The organism is Hyphococcus formosus (genome assembly GCF_046736345.1).
GTDB lineage: Bacteria > Pseudomonadota > Alphaproteobacteria > Caulobacterales > Parvularculaceae > Hyphococcus > Hyphococcus formosus.
In genome coordinates this window covers 2,596,824-2,614,816 of record NZ_CP157210.1, presented here as the reverse complement: position 1 = coordinate 2,614,816, position 17,993 = coordinate 2,596,824, and the positions used below count along the sequence as shown (strand labels likewise).

At 54.9% G+C, this 17,993-nt stretch carries 17 protein-coding genes; 9 read left to right on the top strand and 8 right to left on the bottom strand.

Features of this window, described 5'->3' with window-relative positions:
* Positions 1-369: 369 nt before the first annotated feature.
* From ABFZ83_RS12080 to ABFZ83_RS12060, 5 genes are all read left to right on the top strand, one after another.
* Positions 370-837, top strand: a complete 468-nt coding sequence (locus ABFZ83_RS12080; RefSeq protein ID WP_411816806.1) for a DUF3576 domain-containing protein — start codon at positions 370-372, stop codon at positions 835-837.
* Positions 838-963: 126 nt separating this feature from the next.
* A complete protein-coding gene (leuS, locus tag ABFZ83_RS12075) occupies positions 964-3,543 on the top strand; it encodes a leucine--tRNA ligase (protein ID WP_411816805.1) in 2,580 nt (859 codons plus the stop codon).
* A gap of 23 nt (positions 3,544-3,566) precedes the next feature.
* Positions 3,567-4,175, top strand: a complete 609-nt coding sequence (gene lptE, locus ABFZ83_RS12070; protein WP_411816804.1) for an LPS assembly lipoprotein LptE — start codon at positions 3,567-3,569, stop codon at positions 4,173-4,175.
* Between the two features lie 2 nt (positions 4,176-4,177).
* Positions 4,178-5,233 carry a DNA polymerase III subunit delta gene (gene holA, locus ABFZ83_RS12065; RefSeq protein WP_411816803.1) on the top strand — a complete coding sequence of 352 codons (1,056 nt, stop codon included), beginning with the start codon at positions 4,178-4,180 and terminating at the stop codon, positions 5,231-5,233.
* A gap of 102 nt (positions 5,234-5,335) precedes the next feature.
* Positions 5,336-5,830: a hypothetical protein gene (locus ABFZ83_RS12060; protein ID WP_411816802.1), complete on the top strand. Its 495-nt coding sequence runs from the start codon at positions 5,336-5,338 to the stop codon at positions 5,828-5,830.
* On the opposite strand, the gene ABFZ83_RS12055 is transcribed toward ABFZ83_RS12060, so the two are convergent.
* From ABFZ83_RS12055 to mnmE, 6 genes are all read right to left on the bottom strand, one after another.
* Positions 5,827-6,753 (bottom strand): ParB/RepB/Spo0J family partition protein, encoded by a 927-nt coding sequence (locus ABFZ83_RS12055; RefSeq protein WP_411816801.1) that lies wholly within the window; start codon positions 6,751-6,753, stop codon positions 5,827-5,829. The two genes, ABFZ83_RS12060 and ABFZ83_RS12055, sit on opposite strands and share 4 nt — an antisense overlap.
* 13 nt (positions 6,754-6,766) lie before the next feature.
* Positions 6,767-7,570 carry a ParA family protein gene (locus ABFZ83_RS12050; RefSeq protein ID WP_411816800.1) on the bottom strand — a complete coding sequence of 268 codons (804 nt, stop codon included), beginning with the start codon at positions 7,568-7,570 and terminating at the stop codon, positions 6,767-6,769.
* Positions 7,563-8,201 carry a 16S rRNA (guanine(527)-N(7))-methyltransferase RsmG gene (gene rsmG / locus ABFZ83_RS12045; RefSeq protein ID WP_411816799.1) on the bottom strand — a complete coding sequence of 213 codons (639 nt, stop codon included), beginning with the start codon at positions 8,199-8,201 and terminating at the stop codon, positions 7,563-7,565. Before rsmG ends, ABFZ83_RS12050 begins: the two co-directional genes overlap by 8 nt.
* Positions 8,202-8,324: 123 nt before the next feature.
* On the bottom strand, positions 8,325-10,229 hold the full coding sequence (gene mnmG, locus ABFZ83_RS12040; RefSeq protein ID WP_411816798.1) for a tRNA uridine-5-carboxymethylaminomethyl(34) synthesis enzyme MnmG: 1,905 nt from the start codon (positions 10,227-10,229) through the stop codon (positions 8,325-8,327).
* 336 nt (positions 10,230-10,565) lie between these two features.
* Positions 10,566-11,222, bottom strand: a complete 657-nt coding sequence (locus ABFZ83_RS12035; RefSeq protein ID WP_411816797.1) for a DUF3800 domain-containing protein — start codon at positions 11,220-11,222, stop codon at positions 10,566-10,568.
* A 346-nt stretch (positions 11,223-11,568) separates the two neighbouring features.
* A complete protein-coding gene (mnmE, locus tag ABFZ83_RS12030; protein WP_411816796.1) occupies positions 11,569-12,912 on the bottom strand; it encodes a tRNA uridine-5-carboxymethylaminomethyl(34) synthesis GTPase MnmE in 1,344 nt (447 codons plus the stop codon).
* Positions 12,913-13,062: 150 nt separating this feature from the next.
* On the opposite strand from mnmE, the gene ABFZ83_RS12025 reads away from it, so the two are divergent.
* The gene (locus tag ABFZ83_RS12025; protein WP_411816795.1) at positions 13,063-13,947 is read left to right on the top strand and encodes a DMT family transporter; all 885 of its coding nucleotides are present in this window, start codon (positions 13,063-13,065) and stop codon (positions 13,945-13,947) included.
* Position 13,948: 1 nt separating this feature from the next.
* Here ABFZ83_RS12025 and ABFZ83_RS12020 read toward each other — a convergent pair whose 3' ends face one another.
* On the bottom strand, positions 13,949-14,194 hold the full coding sequence (locus ABFZ83_RS12020; protein WP_411816794.1) for a DUF6489 family protein: 246 nt from the start codon (positions 14,192-14,194) through the stop codon (positions 13,949-13,951).
* Positions 14,195-14,246: 52 nt separating this feature from the next.
* Complete coding sequence (locus ABFZ83_RS12015) at positions 14,247-15,245, bottom strand: DUF2799 domain-containing protein (RefSeq protein WP_411816793.1); 999 nt, start codon at positions 15,243-15,245, stop codon at positions 14,247-14,249.
* A 105-nt stretch (positions 15,246-15,350) separates the two neighbouring features.
* On the opposite strand from ABFZ83_RS12015, the gene ABFZ83_RS12010 reads away from it, so the two are divergent.
* The 3 genes from ABFZ83_RS12010 to ABFZ83_RS12000 are packed head-to-tail and all read left to right on the top strand — an operon-like array spanning position 15,351 to position 17,983.
* Positions 15,351-16,322 (top strand): quinone oxidoreductase family protein, encoded by a 972-nt coding sequence (locus ABFZ83_RS12010; RefSeq protein ID WP_411816792.1) that lies wholly within the window; start codon positions 15,351-15,353, stop codon positions 16,320-16,322.
* Between the two features lie 14 nt (positions 16,323-16,336).
* The gene (locus ABFZ83_RS12005) at positions 16,337-17,302 is read left to right on the top strand and encodes a glycerophosphodiester phosphodiesterase family protein (RefSeq protein ID WP_411816791.1); all 966 of its coding nucleotides are present in this window, start codon (positions 16,337-16,339) and stop codon (positions 17,300-17,302) included.
* Between the two features lie 3 nt (positions 17,303-17,305).
* On the top strand, positions 17,306-17,983 hold the full coding sequence (locus ABFZ83_RS12000; RefSeq protein WP_411816790.1) for a YceI family protein: 678 nt from the start codon (positions 17,306-17,308) through the stop codon (positions 17,981-17,983).
* The last annotated feature ends 10 nt before the right edge of the window (positions 17,984-17,993 follow it).

Genomic DNA, 17,993 nt, shown 5'->3' with positions numbered 1-17,993 from the left:
AAACCAAGGGGAGTCCAAAGCCCGGACCGCTAAACCGCACAGTTTTCCACCGTTGCCGTTGCAAAAATGCGACGGGTCCGTGGTTGTTCAATTTCCGGGTAACAACCCCGAAATCAAACCCTGCTTTGAGAATGCTATCAGAGCATTTTTCTCAAAATGGTTAACGGCACAAAGTTCTGACTTTATGACCAATCCATATATTCGCATCTCAAAAGGGCAGGTTCAAGCAGTGCGCAGGTTTCCCCGTTGTGTAATTGGCGGTTTGTGGTAACAAAGCCACGGCCTTCGTTAAGGAGTGCCCGACCGCCCTCCAGCGATATGGTTACAGGAAATGGTCTAATTATCGGCCAGGATACAGGATTTCGCACGATGAAGCCCGAAAAACGCAATATTATCAAACTTCTCGCTATGGCGGGGGCTGCCGCTGCCCTCGCTGCATGTGGTGGCAATCGCGCCGATGCAGACCGCAATGCGACTTTGGCGGATTACAAATCTGGCCGCGGTGCACAAGCGACGACCGTTAATCGCTATCTATGGGCAGCGTCGCTCGAAACGCTCGATTTTCTTCCTGTATTTTCGGCCGACCCGATTGCGGGCCTGATCATTACCGAATGGTATGTGAACCCGGAAATCCCGAATGAGCGCTTCAAGACGAATGTTTACATTCTCGACAGCGCCCTACGGGCAGACGCATTGCGGGTTTCGGTTTTCCGTCAGGAACGGGACGAGGCCGGCGCGTGGAATGATGCGACCGTGAACCCAGCCACGGCGCGGGAAATCGAGAATGCGATTCTGACCCGCGCTCGTCAGCTTCGCCTGAACGTCATCGACGACTAACAACAGCGACAATTTAAATGTAGCAAACAAAGGCCGAGCCTGTTCCCCAACAGGCTCGAAAGCTGCTATTTGCGCATGACCCAGCCTAAAGGCGGGTAATGAATTCAGAATTCGAAAGACAGATTGATGTCCCGCTATAATCCCAAAGAGGTCGAGCCAAAGTGGCAAAAAGCCTGGTCCGACGCGAAATCGTTCGAAACCAGCGATAAGACGACCAATAAAAAATATTACGTGCTCGAAATGTTCCCGTACCCGTCAGGGCGTATCCATATCGGGCATGTGCGCAATTATGCGATGGGCGATGTCATTGCCCGGTATAAAAAAGCGTGCGGATTTAACGTACTGCATCCGATGGGATGGGACGCATTTGGGATGCCAGCGGAAAACGCAGCGATGCAAACCGGCTCGCATCCCGCGAAATGGACCCGCAGCAATATCGAGATCATGCGTGGGCAGCTCCAGCAAATGGGTCTTTCGATTGATTGGAGCCGGGAATTCGCGACCTGCGATCCGGGATATTATGTCCATCAACAAAGAATGTTCCTTGATTTCTGGAAACGCGGTTTCGCCTATCGCAAAGAAAGCATGGTCAACTGGGACCCGGTGGACCAAACCGTTTTGGCCAATGAACAGGTCATCGACGGCAAGGGCTGGCGGTCTGGCGCGACCGTCGAACGGCGCAACCTTTCGCAGTGGTTTTTCAAGATTACCGACGCGGCAGACGACCTGCTGGCCGCGCTTGATGATGGCCGCCTGAGCGGCTGGCCCGAAAATGTCCGCCTGATGCAGAAAAACTGGATCGGGAAGTCAAAGGGCTTGAAGATGAAGTTCCGTTTCGCTGACGGAACTAATGCACCATCCGGGCATGATAACGGTATCGAGGTTTTCACGACCCGGCCGGATACGCTTTTTGGCGCGAGCTTTGTGGCGATTTCGCCAGACCACCCTTTGGCCGCAGAAATGACGGACAAAGTCGACGGTCTTTCGGATTTCATCACTGAGTGCCAGAAAACCGGCACCTCAGAAGAGGCCATCGAGAAAGCCGAGAAGCGCGGTTTTAAACTTCCCCTCGAAATGGCGCATCCATTCGATGATCGGAAGCTCCCGGTCTATGTGGCGAATTTCGTTTTGATGGGCTACGGCACCGGCGCGGTTTTCGGCTGTCCGGCCCATGACCAGCGCGACCTCGATTTCGCACGGAAATATGACCTCCCTGTGCCGCCGGTGGTCCTGCCGCCAGACGCAGATCCGGCGACATTCGAAATCGGCGACGAACCCTATGTGGGTCCGGGCAAAATCTATAATTCTGAGTTCCTGAACGGGCTTGAGAGCAGCGACGCCATCGCAATGGCAATCGAGAAAATCGAAGCCATGGGTTTGGGCGAGGGTACAACCCAATATCGCCTGCGCGATTGGGGCGTCTCGCGGCAGCGTTATTGGGGCTGTCCGATACCGGCGATCCATTGTGAGAAATGCGGGATCGTGCCGGTACCGGAAAAAGATCTGCCGGTTGTATTGCCGGAAGAGGCCGATTTTTCAGTACCCGGAAATCCGCTTGATCGGCACCCGACATGGAAGCATGTGGATTGCCCTGAATGTGGCGCGAAAGCCCGCCGGGAAACGGACACGTGCGATACTTTTGTTGATAGCTCGTGGTATTTTGCGCGCTTTGCCTCGCAGCCTGAAAATAAGCCGGTTGATCCGTCAACGGCCGATTATTGGCTGCCCGTAGATCAATATATCGGCGGTATTGAACACGCGATCCTGCATCTTCTTTATGCGCGCTATTTCTCGCGGATGATGAAGCAAGCGGGCTACACCTCTGTCGATGAGCCATTTGCCAATCTCTTTACCCAAGGCATGGTCGTCCACGAAACCTACAAAGACGAAAACGGCGAATGGGTGCTTCCCGAAGATGTCGTCGTCGAGAAGGGCAAAGCGCGACGTCTTGATGATGGGTCACCGGTGAAGATCGGTCCGATCGAAAAGATGTCGAAATCGAAAAAGAACGTCGTGGCCCCAGAAGCCATTGCTGCGCAATATGGTGCTGATGCCGCGCGCTGGTTCATGCTTTCTGACTCGCCGCCCGAGCGCGATGTGGAATGGACCGATTCCGGTGTCGAAGGGGCATGGCGCCTGATCAACCGGATTTGGGACACGGTATCTGCCGGTGCCGACGCTGCGCGCAATGTCGATCTCACCAAACCAGATGTGACGGATGCGGATAAACCATTGCGGCAAGCAACCCACGGTGCCATTGCCGGTATTACCGAGGACATCGAGCATTTCCGTTTCAACAAAGCGATTGCACGGGTCTACGAATTCCTGAACGCCCTCAAAAAAGCCGACAAAGGCGCAGGCGATTGGGCCAAAGCCGAAGCCCTATCTGCGCTGGTCCGGCTGATTGCGCCGTTCATTCCGCATCTCGCAGAGGAATGTTGGAGCCATCTCGGAAATGAAGGTCTTGTTTGCGATGCGCCGTGGCCGGTGGCTGATCAAGACCTATTGGCACAAGACGAGCTGACCATTGGTGTTCAGGTCAATGGCAAGCGGCGCGGTGAAATTTCTGTGGCGGCTGATGCGGATAAAGACACTGTGGAACAAGTGGCCTTGTCGGATGAGACCATTCAGCGCCATATTGATGGCCTGACCATTCGCAAAGTGGTGGTTGTACCGGGCCGGATTGTAAATATCGTCGCGAATTGATTGCGGGCGGAAAGGAAAAGACCATGATCAAACTGAGAGCGCTCGCTGCCTCGACAATGTTGTTCGCGGTCTCCGCCTGCGGGTTTCACCCGATTTACGCAACGACAGATTCGGCAACGGGCGATCCGGTTTTCCGCCAGATTCAGGTGCGCCATGTGGCCGGGCCGACAGCGGTCGAGCCGGTGGTAACCGAAGCGCTGAATGCGCGGATGTCCACTGTCGACGGGATCAAACCAAAATACGAGCTTTATGTGACTGTGACGGAGTCGGCTGAACGGCTTGCGGTTCAGATCGATGCGACCGTGACACGATATAATTACCGCCTGAGCGCCCGCTATACCGTGGTTGATTTGACCAATGGCTCGCGGTTCAGGGGCAGTGCCCGCGCAGTAACATCCTACAATATCGTGAGCTCGCAATATTCGACACTTTTTGCCGAACGAACCGCCGTTGAAAAAGCGGCCCGCTTGTTGGCAGAGGAAATCGAGCGCGATCTTTTGATCCGCTTTGATGAGCCGCCGGAAGAGCGCACCAAGAATGAAGGCCGGTCCTACGAGACTGAACTGAGCCCGGAAGAAATTCTAACAGAGCCGCGCCGCGGCGAAGTCATCGAACCCATAGTGGAAGAGTAGGTATGGTCGCCCTAAAAGGCCGCGCCATAAAAAGCTTTCTCTCTAGCCGCGACGCACACATCGCCGCGATCCTTATTTATGGGCCGGATTCTGGACTGGCACGGGAACGCGCCGTCAAACTTGCGAAAGATGTGGTCGCTGATTTCAAAGACCCGTTTAATTATCTTGAGCTTTCTGATGCCGACCTGAAAGAGGAACCAGGGCGGCTTGCCGACGAGATCGCAGCGCTATCTTTTGCGGGTGGTGAGCGGGTCATCCGGATACGGACAGGTGGCGAAGCTGCCGCAAAGCCCGCAGGCATTTTGCTGGATGCACTTGATGGTGGACACCTGAAACCCAACGGCATTGTCATCATTGAGGCAGGGGAGTTAAGCCCCCGATCAGGACTGCGGAAAGCCTTTGAGAAATCGAAATCCGGTGCGGCGCTACCTTGTTATGTCGAAGGGGCCGGCGATGTTCGAGCCTTGGCCACAGAGATGGCGCGGGCAGAAGACCTCCGGTTTGATGATGATGCGCTTGATTTATTGGTCGCAATTTTGGGTGAGGATCACGGAATTTCTCGCGGAGAGATCAACAAACTCATTCTTTATGTCGGACCAAAATCACTACGATCGGGCCCCGCAACAATTACCCTTGATGACGTCAAAGCCTCTTTGGTGGACGGTCTGGGTGACGCATTAGACGATACTGCTAGCGCGGCAGCGGACGGTGCACCGACCCGTCTTGCCAATGCGTTGCACAAAGCCGCCACCGCCGGCGCAAGCCCAATCGGGCTTTTGCGCGCGTTACAACGCCAGTTTGCACGACTGAAAACAGCTAATGATTACATCGATCAAGGAGAAAGTGCCGCATCAGCAATGAAGAAATTGCGGCCGCCGGTTTTCTTTGGCGAGCAGCGCGCATTTGAAAACCGGCTGCATAAATGGCGTGGCACAAAACTTGACCTTGCGCTCCGCATGCTGATCGATGCCGAGCTGGATGCAAAAACCACTGGCGCACCACAAAGAGAGATTGTTGAACGAACAGCGCTTCGTTTGGCAGTCATGGGCAAACGCTAAAACACCACAGAAAACACGCTGAAACGCAACCTTGAACCGAGTTGATTACATGTTATGGTCCCGCGCGTAGGGGAGAGTAAAAAATGAATTCTGGTATCGTGTATGCAAACCTCCCCGGTAATTCAGCCTGATATTGCGAAGGCGTTTTCCGTTAAGTCCGATCAAGTTTTCCATCGCGCAAACAACCAAGTCTATGCGATTGTTGGATGCAATCGGGAATTGGGGATCGTGTCGGATGTCTGGTTTGACCGCTATGACCGACCGGATGAATTTCGGCACGTGTTGCGCCACGTTTTACAGCTGTTCCAAACCGGTTCCTTTCAGTATTGGCTAGCGGATCTCCGTTTCATGCTGTCGGATTTTTCTCATTCTGAAGATTGGCTGATGAACGAAATCATGCCCGCTGCGTTCAGCGCGGGGCTGGAACGCGAAGCGGTGGTTCTTCCCGATGCGTCGGTGAAAGTCGAAGGCATTGATACCTATGCCAGTGCCTCGCGGACGGTCAAAGCACTGGCAAATGGCCGGGTTCGCGCTTTCTCCGACGTGGCGCTCGCAAAAAAATGGCTGCTTGAGGGTAAAATTCCCGAACGAGATTAAACCCCAGAGCCCATTAAACGACGACAAAGGTCATCAAGCTGATCGAGCGTCAGATAATTGACGGTTAAAGAACCGGCACCCTTTTTCGAGTGATCAATTGCCACCTCAAGACCCAGAATATTAGACAGGTCACGTTCGAGCGCACGCGTATCGGCATCTTTTGACCCACCAGAAGCGCTTGATTTTCCGGCCTTATTTGTTGCGTCCGGCGCAACATCCTTTTCCTTGCGCTCGGCTTTGCGGACGAGCTCTTCTGTCTGGCGAACGGAAAAGCCTTCTTTCAAAATCGCATCGCAAAGAGCATCGGGCGTCGACGAGCCGAGCAAGGCCCGCGCATGGCCCATGGAAATATCGCCGCGCTGAAGCGTATCGAGGGTTTTCTTGGGCAACGCCAACAGCCGCATGATATTCGCCACATGACTGCGGGATTTGCCGACCGCTTTGGCGATCTGATCCTGGGTTCGTTTATATTCGTCAGCGAGGCGCTGATAGGCGGCGGCTTCCTCAACCGGGTTCAAATCAACGCGCTGCACATTTTCAATCAGCGCGATCTCTGCGGTTTCTTCATCCGTCAGTTCACGGATAATAACAGGAACCTTATGCAGCTTTGCTTTTTGCGCAGCACGCCAGCGACGCTCCCCGGCGACGATTTCATATTGGTCCTTGCCCAAGGGGCGAACGAGGATCGGCTGCAGGATGCCTTTATCCGCAATCGAAGTCGCCAGCTCGGCGATGGCATCATCAGAAAAAACACGGCGCGGCTGGTCCGCATTCGCTTTTAATTGCTCGATCGGCAATTCGCGTTTCGGACCGGTGGCGCGTTCCGTTTCGGTGTTTGTGCGCCGCGCCGAAGGGGCATCACCCAACAGGGCGTCAAGGCCGCGGCCCAATCCCTTGCTCTTTTTCTTTTCTGCTACTGCCATGATTTATATACCTTTATGCAGCTTTGGCCCGGCTACGCTCGCGCTGGATGACCTCTGACGCCAGTTGGATATAGGCCTGACTGCCGGGGCATTTGAGGTCATATAAAAGCGCCGGTTTTCCGTGGCTCGGCGCTTCGGAAATGCGGACATTGCGCGGGATCACCGTGCGATACACCTTATCGCCCAAATGCCCGCGCACATCGTCTTCGACCTGATTGGTCAAATTGTTGCGGCGGTCATGCATGGTCAGAACGACACCCTGCAATTCGATCATCGGGTTAATCCGTGCCCGGACCGTATCAATGGTGCGCAGGATTTGCGACAACCCTTCGAGGGCAAAAAACTCACATTGAAGCGGAATGATCACCGCATCCGACGAGGCGAGGGCATTAATAGTCAGCAAGCTGAGCGATGGCGGGCAATCGACCAAGACATAGGTTATGTCCGCGCCTTTTTCGCTTGATGTATAGTCTTCGAGCGCGTCTTTCAGGCGAAAATGCCGGCGGTCAGCGTCGATTAGCTCAATTTCCGCGCCCGCCAGGTCAACACCAGCCGGCGCAAGCATCAAGCCGGGAATATCGGTCTCGGTCACGGCCGCTTCCATCCGATATTCGCCAGACAAAACGTCATAGGTGGTGACGCCACGCTCTGCGGCGGAAATTCCCAAGCCGGTTGAGGCATTCCCCTGCGGGTCGAGATCAATCAGCAGGACTTTTTCGCCCACAGCGGCCAACGCCGTCGAAAGATTGATCGCCGTTGTGGTCTTGCCGACGCCGCCTTTTTGGTTGGCGATAGAGATAATGCGAGGATTAGCCATTTGACGATTTCCGTGCCCGGGCGACATTTCCGATCTCCAGAATGGTCGCATCTGCATTGGTTCGGCTTTGATGTCGTTTCACATCCATATGCCAATATTTAGTGGCTTCGGTCAATTCACCCGCTACATCTTGTCCCTTCAAAAAGTAATACTTGGTAGTTTTCTTTTGTAATCCAACGCCATAGCCAAGTAATTTATCAAGCCGGGCGAGCGCTCTCGCCGTGATGACATCAGGCTTTTTCTGTAGCTTAAGTGATTCGATTCGCGCCGGTATGACCGTTAAATTTTGGAGACCCATGGCGTCGCCCGCCGCCCGAAGGAAAGCCGCCTTTTTGCCAATCGATTCGATCAGGGTCACAGAGACTTTTCGATCTGCGAGCATCGCCGCCAAAACCAGCCCCGGAAAGCCGGCACCAGAACCAAGGTCCACGAGCGTGGTCATATCCTCCGGCAAAAACGGAACGATCTGGGCGGAATCGAGGTAATGCCGCGCCCAGCGGTCATCGATTGTCGAGCGCGCAACGAGATTGTGACGCGACGACCAATCGAGAAAAACCGTGTCCATCGCCAAAAGCCGATCCATTGTTTCACGTGAAACATTTGCGGCGGTTTGAAACGCTTCGGGGGTCATGAGCCTTTAACCATAAGGGCTTTGCCATGGGGCAAGGGGATTGAACCTCTGGTGATAGCTAACCTTTTCGGCGTCGCATAGCGGCCTGCGCGCCAGATTCGCCAATTGCGGAAAACTAATTCGTCACGCGGTAGCGCGGACGTTCTTTTTCACCCAGGCAAGCAGCAATGCCAGCGCCGCCGGGGTCACGCCTTCGATGCGGCCCGCCTGTCCGAGGGTGGTGGGCTTGGCCTCGACCAGCTTGTTCCGAACCTCGTTTGAGAGGCCTTTGATCGCCGCATAATCCAGATCGGCGGGCAGGGCGAGGCTTTCGTCCTTCTTGAAGGCCACGATATCCGCCTCTTGCCGGTGAAGATAACCGGAATAAAGCGCATCGAATTCGAGCTGTTCCGCCACCGCAGGATCAAGCGCCTTGAGGTCTGGCCATATGGCGGCGAGATCCGAAAGCGAGACATCGGGCAGGGACAACAGGTCAATCACATTACGCCGACGACCATCTTGATTGATTTTTAGCCCGTATTTTGCGGCTTCGTTCGGGGTGAGCGTGGTTTCCTGTGCCCAAACCCGCGCCGCATTCAGCGCCGATTGTTTCACGTGGAACATCTGCGCCCGTGCCTCGCCGACGATACCTGCCGCGATCCCGAGGGGCGTCAGGCGTTGATCCGCATTATCCGCGCGAAGCGTCAGGCGGTATTCGGCGCGGCTCGTGAACATGCGATAGGGTTCTGTAACTCCGTGCGTTACAAGGTCATCGATCATCACCCCGATATAGCCTTGGGACCGATCCAGCACGAAGGGCTCAGCCCCCGAGACATGGCGCGCTGCGTTTACGCCGGCCATAAGCCCTTGCGCCGCAGCTTCTTCATAGCCGGTGGTCCCGTTGATCTGTCCCGCAAGGAAAAGACCGGGCAGGGCCTTTGTTTCCAGCGATGGCTTGAGCGAGCGCGGGTCTACATAGTCATATTCAATGGCATAGCCATATCGAATGACCACCGCGTCTTCGAGACCGGGGATGGTTTTCAAAAAGGCCGCCTGCACTTCCTCAGGCAGGGAGGTCGAAATCCCGTTCGGATAGACCGTATGATCATCAAGCCCTTCCGGTTCGAGGAAGATCTGATGGGTCTCGCGTTCGGCGAAACGAACCACCTTATCCTCGATCGATGGGCAATAGCGCGGACCGCGACCAGAGATCGCCCCGCCATAGACCGCCGATTTACCGATATTCTCTTCGATAATCTTGTGGGTGTCCGGTGTGGTCCCGGTTACGCCGCAGGATATCTGCGGGACTTTGATCTGATCGGTCAGGAAAGAGAACGGCACGGGCGAGGGATCTGCGGGCTGCATTTCCAGCTTGTCCCAATGGATCGTCCGACCATCAAGGCGGGCAGGGGTACCGGTTTTGAGGCGTCCCATCTCCAGGCCCAGACCATAAAGCCGATCCGACAGTCCCAATGCGGGCGGTTCGACCCCGCCCCATGTCTTGTCGCTGGCGCGGGCATTGGCGCGCCCCGCAGGAATACGCCGGTCGCCGATATGTATAACGCCTTTCAGGAATGTCCCCGTGGTCAGGACCACTGCGCGGGCGCGGACTTCCGTGCCGTCCATCGCGCGGACGCCGGTGATTGTTCCACGTGGAACATTCTCATCGACGATCAAATCTTCAATGGCCATCTCTTCAATGTCGAGATTGGGATAGTCGCTAAGCAATGCCTGCATCTGGGTGCGATAGCGCTTCCGGTCAGCTTGTGCCCGTGGGCCGCGAACCGCAGGGCCTTTTGAGCGGTTGAGCATCCGGAACTGAATACCGGCCTGATCGATGACCCGCGCCATCACCCCATCAAGCGCATCGACCTCGCGCACCAGATGGCCCTTGCCCAGACCGCCGATCGCCGGATTGCACGACATCTCGCCGATTGTGTCCTTGCGGTGTGTCGCAAGCAGGGTTTTCGCACCCGCGCGCGCGGCCGCCGCTGCGGCTTCGCAGCCAGCATGCCCACCACCAATCACAATGACGTCGTATTCTTTCATCTCGGCTCTTCGGTTTTACACAGGGGGGAAGCGCGGTTCTAGCGATCTTCCCGTGGATGTCCAGATGCGCATTATACGGGCGTTAAAAAGGGGGTGGATAGAAAATCATACCCCATTGTAATTAATGGTGTTTATGATTTTAAGTCTAAATTCGAGAGCCAGAAAACCATTGGATCTCGTAGATAATATGGCCGAGACCAAATAGCGCTGTATTTGTGAAATTTAACTTGAAATTATATTAAACAGGCGTACTTATGAGCCGTGGCCCTTGCTTGGTGATAAGACCCCTCGGGCGCTTCCCTAACCGGATAGCCAAGTTGCGGGCCACACTGCATTTCAGTAGTAATGTACTCTTCCTCTCTCAAACAAATCATACTCACGCCGAATTTTGTCGGCTATTAGGTTATAGCTACGAACGTCCCCACGTTCCCATTTTCGTTGTATAGCCCATGCGCAGTAGTCCACTACTTGGAGACAAGGTTCAGCTGCAGATTTTGGAAATGTAGTCGCCCAATGTTGCCGGTGAATGGTTTGTTGCAATACGTCATTTACCGCACTTGTATAGACCGCTTGTCCTTTTTTTGTGCCAATAGCGGCGGCCGTAATTAGAGCTTCGGTTTTTCCGTCAAAGATTTCCGCGCCTTGGTTTTTCAAATGATAATACCAAGCATACTGATAAAATCTCGCTTCATTAACGCGCGTCTGAGGTTGTGCTTTTGATTTTTCAAGAATAGTAGCATCAATCTTAAACTCATACCGTGAAATTAAGTCATAAACCTCACTTCGAACAATTTGTTTATCCTCGGTCGCATGAAACCAGTCTTTCGCGGGCAGCCCGCGATAAACCATGTCCCGTCTCAATTCGAGCAATTTGTTACCAACTTCGCAGTCAGCCAAAGCGATGGTACAAACAATGAAATATTTACTGGCACGACCATTACTCCGAAAAACGAAGTCACCGGCTTCATCAGAGAAAATATAAACCCTAGTCATTTGCGAACTGGCAAAGTGACTACTGTTTTCTTATCAGAGCTGTCTCTATTTTCCTAAGTTGATAGGTAATTTGATCTACGTCACGCTTAAGTGATTTAATTTGATCTTCTTGATTTTTAACAAGAGCACCAGCGTCATAATAGCCAGTAATACCTAGGATCGCGTTGCATCTGGAACAACAGATAGCGCACTGTTTATATGATGCGCCGCTAGGTGCTACTGTTTCAATATTACTGCCAATACCGCCACAATGCCCACACTTAGCCATAACAAGAACCTCCCTAGTATGGTTTTTACATTACTAATACAAGTATTCGTAAAATTAAAAAGTATTGCTATACAAGTTTTACTTGCCAATGCAAAAGCTCGAAAAGATCTCGCCCAATATGTCTTCAACGCCTACCGCGCCCGTGATCTGGCCCAGCGCGCGGGCCGCAAGTCGAGCATCTTCGGCGGCCAATTCCGGCGCGCGCGTAATATTGGCCTCAGCCCGGGCGAGGGCATCAATCGCTTCTTCCACCGCTTTGACATGCCGCGCGCGGGTGAGGGCAGGGCCATCGGCATTTGCGCCACCGGCCACCGCCTCGGTCAGCTTTTCGACAAATGCCGGTAGGCCCGCACCGGATTTCGATGACAATTGATGGACAATGACCCCTTCCGGGGCCTCATCCGGTATGCCCGCACTCAGATCCGCCTTCGACCAGATCAGAAAGTCACCGGGCCGAAGGAGGTCGAGTGTTTCACGTGAAACAAATTCGCTGCGTGGATCGAGGACGGCGACACGCAGGTCAGCCCCCTCTGCGCGCGCCCGCGCCCGGCGCATGCCTTCCGCTTCGATGACATCATGTTGCGCACCATGCAGACCCGCCGTATCGGCGATGGCCGCCACCACGCCGCCAAGATCAAGCCGCGTTTCGACAATGTCTCGCGTCGTGCCGGCGATGTCTGAAACGATTGCGATCTCCGAACCGGCGAGGGCGTTCACAAGGGATGACTTGCCCGCATTGGGCGGACCGATAATCGCAATCGACACGCCTTCCCTAATCGTCCGTGCACGTCCTGATGTATCGAGAAATGCAATCAACGACTCTCGAAGGCGCGCAATCGCCGGACCTGCCGCCGCGGCAATCGCCGCCGGAACATCGCCCTCATCGGGGAAGTCAATATCCGCTTCGAGCGGGGCCATGACCGCCAAAATCTCCCGCCGCCAGTCTTCGGCCACCGCCGATAAACGCCCGTCTAGCTGGCCCAATGCCTGTTTCTTCTGAAGGGTCGTTTCGGCATCGATAAGATCTGCAAGCGCCTCTGCCTGGGCCAAATCGAGCTTGCCATTCTTGAGCGCTCGGAGGGTGAACTCGCCCGCTTCCGCAGGCCGCGCCCCGAGCCGCGAGAGCACCTCATAGAGCGAAATTTCGACTGCGTGACTGCCATGAAGATGGAATTCCGCAACGTCTTCGCCGGTAAAACTTTTCGGGTTTTCAAAAAGTATGGCCAAACCGCGATCGATAATTGCGCCATCTTTCGGGTCGCGTAATGCCACCAATGCGGCCTCGCGTAATTTAATCTGTCTACCAACTAATTGCGCGGAGATCGCGTGCGCCGCCGGTCCCGACAGACGATAGACCGATACCCCGGCTTTCCCGGCACCGGACGCTTTCGCAAAAATTGTATCGCCTTTACCGGCCATCATCTAAAACCCATCACCAATATCTGCGCCTCTTATCATCAAGAGCGCGGTCCTGTCAGGCCTTTCTGTATAAATGCCACAGGCCTTCGCGATTGACACTTCCATCAAGAAAACGGCAAAGCGCCCTGAAAGTCCCGCCCCCCGGAGTCCTCCATGCCTGCCGCTCGTTCCATCGGAATAATCGCCGTCATTGCCGCCGCCATACTTTGGGGCACGACCGGCACCATTCAGACCCTACTCCCCGAGGGCAAAGAGCCGATCATCGTCGGTGCCATGCGCATTATTATTGGTGCGTTGACGCTGATCATGCTTGCAATGCTGAGCGCAAAAACCCGCAACAGCTTTCGCCTATTGCCCTTGCGCCCGATCCTCCTCGCTGGTCTTGGGATCGCGGTTTATAATATCGCCTTCTTTATTGGCGTGCTTAATTCTGGGGTCGGGATTGGAACGGCTATTACCGTGGGCAGCGCGCCGATCTGGGTGACGCTCTATGAGATTGTCATCAAAAGACAATTTCCGCATTTAACGCGGATCATCGGCCAGACGATTTCAATTAGCGGTGCCCTTTTATTGGTGCTGGCGGGCGGTGCTGGTTCCGGGTCGGTGGTTGGATTTGGTTTTGCGGCCCTCGCCGGTGCGGCCTATGCAGCCTATTCCGTCATCACCAGCCAGATCGGCCCGCGCGCGCCATCTGTTACCACCGCCGCCGCGACCTTTTCGATCGCCAGTCTTTTTGTCCTGCCGGTTTTTCTGTTCCTGCCCGTTGCGTGGATGACCGGCGGCACTGTCTGGCTGCCGCTTCTGTTCCTTGGTGTCGTTTCCACCGGGGTCTCTTATGTACTTTATACATGGGGGCTTAATCACGTCACCGCATCGACCGCGGTGACCCTCGCCCTCGCCGAACCGCTAACGGCTTGGGTCTTGGCCATCTTCGTTGTTGGCGAAAATGTCAGCGCGGTTCAGCTTTTCGGCGCGATCATGTTGATGGTCGGGCTTGCCATTGTGACGGCGTTTCCTGCAAAACCGAAAACCGATTGATCTATTTCTTCTTCGGCGCGGCCCCCATGGCAGAGCCCATCAGGTTCTGGAATTGCTCCATGCTCTTGCCGGACATCTGCATCCATTGCGCCATGAACCGTTCCGGATCAGCGAGCGTATCTAGATTGTCTTTCGCGCGCCGTGTCATCTCATCGACGATCATTTTATTCATCGGCTCAACGTCCGGCATACCAAAAAATGCGCGCGCTTCTGCCGGTGTGCAATCAATATTGATTGTAAATTTCATAGGGCCTCCTTGCTGATGACTTGTTTAGCGCGGATCGACCGCTGTTGACAGCTTAGCGTAAAAACGAACACGCGACGCCTTCATAGGCTCCGCGTTCATCAAAGAATACCTGAAACGCGCCAACCGGCTGACGCGATGCACGGCCCCTTTCATCAACGCTATAAAAGTCGAAAAACTGTGTAAAACCAGTGACTTCACCGTCTTGGGCATCGCGTTCGATCGAACGCCGACCCGAGCGCGCTTCCCCCGGCCCCTGGGCGCACATGGCCCCGGTTCGGCTGTCAGTCAGCCGGGTCCCAAAACTCAGATAACACATTGGCTGGTAATAAGGCAGTTGATCCGTACAATGATCGATACTCGGTTCAGCACGCGCAAAATCATGCACTTCCATCAACCGGTCACGCGCTTCCAGAAACTCATTGGTACGCTCCCACGCGTCACTGCCCCGAAGCGCCGTTGATAAGGCTTCATCCGCGCGGCCCAGCTCATAAAGCGTATTGTCCGCCCGCCGCTCCGCATAAGGGATTTGCTCACGGTGATAATCGAGATTTTTGCGCGCTTTATTCCGCTCCTCGGGCGTTAAATCATCATCGCGCAATGCCGCGCGCCAGCGACGCACCTCGTCCCGATGACGCTCCAGCGTATTGACCGCCTCGTCATATTCACGCTGGGCCGCATCGCGCGATCGCTCATAGGTATAAATCCGTCGGCCTGAAATATAGCCGTTCAGGAAATCTGCCTCTCGCGATGGACGACAAACCCCGAGATAACTCGACCCGGCACGGCCAAAGCGATAGCCGCCTTCATCGGTGCAAAGTTGATAAAGCGCGGATTCCCGCGCCTCCATATAGGTTCCGCGATCGGCAGGCGCACCAAATTCGCTACATCTCGCAGCGCGCTCATCAAAGGTGCGCGCGAGCAGGCCTTTTGACCCGTCTTCAAACCCTGCCGCTGACCAGTTCCCCGCCAGACATTCTTTTTCGCTCATGATTTCGGTCGCGCACCCGGTCAAACCCAAGGTCGCTACGAAAACCACCAGAAAGTGTCGCATAACGCCGCCCCACCATGTAAAGTCCTGCGTAAGATGAGCGCGTAGCAAGCCATGGTCAATCCGGCTTCGCCAAAACGTGCGGAAGTTGAGCCAGACGGGAATATTATGAGCAAAGCAATATTCATTGACCAAAACGGATCTGCTGACGTTCTTGAATTTCGCGATCATGATTTGCCGCCGCCTGGACCCGGCGAAATCCGCGTCAAAAACACCGCGATCGGCGTCAATTTTATCGATATATATCAACGGCGTGGCCTATATCCGCTGTCGATGCCCGCAATTCTGGGGTCAGAATCTGCTGGAGTCATTGATGCGCTCGGCGACGGGGTAACGGGCCTTGCGGTCGGTGACCGTGTTGCCTGCCTCACCGGTAATAGTGCCTATGCGGAATATGTGAATGTCAGCGCCGGCAGCGCCGCAAAAATTCCCGATGGCATCGGCGAAGATGTTGCGGCCTCACTTTTCCTGAAAGGGCTCACCACCGAAATGCTGCTCCGTCAGGTCTATGAGTTAAAAGCCCAAGACACATGCCTTGTCCACGCGGCAGCGGGCGGTGTCGGCACGATCCTTTGTCAGTGGGCCCGTAATATCGGTGCACGGATTATCGGCGTCGTTGGCTCCGAAGACAAAAAAGCCATCGCCAAAGCGAGCGGCGCAGACGAAATTATCCTCCGCGATAAAGATACGGATATTGCCAAGGAAGTACGGCGTCTGACCAATGGTGCGGGCGTGCAGGTCGCCTATGATTCCGTTGGCGCTGCGACCTTCACCGCGTCTCTCGATAGTCTCGCCCCGCGCGGGCATATGGTCACCTTTGGTAATGCTTCGGGGCCGCCCCCGGCGATTGAACCGCTTGAGCTGGCCCGGCGCGGTTCGCTGACCCTGACCCGGCCAACCTTATTCCACTACGCGACGCCCGATCATCTGCCCGCGATGGCCGCAACCTTGTTTGCGATGATTACCCAAGGGGCGATCATCCCGAAAATAAGCCACCGCATTGCCCTATCGAATGCCGCCGAAGCGCACCGGCTCCTCGAAAGTGGTACCACCACGGGTTCAATCATTTTAACAACATAAGAGAAGAAATTCAGATGCTTAGATGGGTTCTCGCCGCCAGTAGCCTGGCCTTGGTCGCTTGCAGTGACTCTGTAACTGACACAGACACACAAACACCTCGGCTCAATTCATCCATGGGATGGCGGATCGCCGCCGGGAATGATCTCAACGCCTTCTTTGAATGCCTGGAGAACGAAGGGGTCACTTTGGTCTCGGCCCATCGCGGTGGACCGACTCCCGGATTTCCGGAAAATGCTCTCGAAACCATGGCCGAGGTCATGACCAAAATCCCTGCCGTCATGGAAATTGACGTGGCCACATCAAGCGACGGGGTTCTTTACCTCATGCATGATGACACGCTTGAGCGCACCACAAATGGCGAAGGCGAAACAAACGCCCTGTCATGGGCAGAGCTAAAGAAATTAAAGCTCGAAGATAATGACGGGCGGATCACCAATTTTGCCCCAACCCGCTTTGCTGACGCGCTGGCATGGGCTGAGGGCCGCACAATCATTCAGGTCGATTTCAAGCGCACCACCAAATATGAAGATGTCGCCAAAGAGATAATCGCCCAGAACGCAGAAAACCGCGTCATTCTTATTGCCTATTCACGGGCCTCAGCTCGCAAACTCCATAGCCTCATGCCCAATGCGATGATCTCCCTTAGCTTGAATTCCCAATCCGACCTTAACCGCGCCGTGGCGACTGGCATTCCTGATGACAGAATTCTCGGCTTTACCGGCATCGAAGATCCGCGCCCGCGTTTGTTCTCCATACTGAATAGCCGCGATGTCGAGGTTATTTTCGGCACACTCGGCGGAAGAGATTCGATTGACCGGGCGATTGCGGCTGATGGTGATGAAGATCGTTATGCCGAAATTGCCGCGCAAGGCGTCGATATAATCGCAACCGACCGTCCGTATGCCGCCCATATTGCACTGGATGATGCCGGGCGCGCGCCGAGCGATGGTCAATGCGGCATTCAAAAAGTTGGTGATTGATCCATGCGCGTTTTACCCCTTTTCATAGCGCTTTCGATCATCGGATGCTCGGCCGAGACAGCCCCGGCGCCGGACGCCAAAACACCCTCTAACGCCGCAGAAATCACCGCGCCATCAGGGGCTTACGTTCTTGACCCATCCCATGCCAGCTTGGTTTTCCGGGTCGATCATCTGGGCTTTTCTCATTACACCGCGAGTTTTGACCGGTTTGATGCGGCGCTCAATTTCGACCCAAGCGCACCCGAGACCATGACCCTCAGTGCAAGCATCGACGTTAGCTCGCTAGACATTCCGACACCGCCCGATGGGTTTCTTGAAGAACTGCTTGGTGTAGATTGGTTTGATGCCGATACCCATCCAGAGATTATTTTTCATTCGAATGAACTCATCCCGACGGGACCGAACAGCGCGCGTGTCGATGGCAATATGACCATGCTCGGCACGACGGTGCCGCTCAGCTTCGACGTGACTTATAAAGGCGGTTATGCCGGCTATCCCCCCTATGATCCGAATGCGCGCATTGGCTTTATCGCGGAGGGTAAAATAAACCGAAGCCATTTCGGGCTCGACACCGGATTGCCGCCAGAAGGCAGCACAATGGGCGTCGCAGATCTTGTGACCTTTCGCATCGATGCCGAATTTACTGGTCCACCAGCGGAGGAGGCCAACAATAATCCCTAAATAAAGAAAA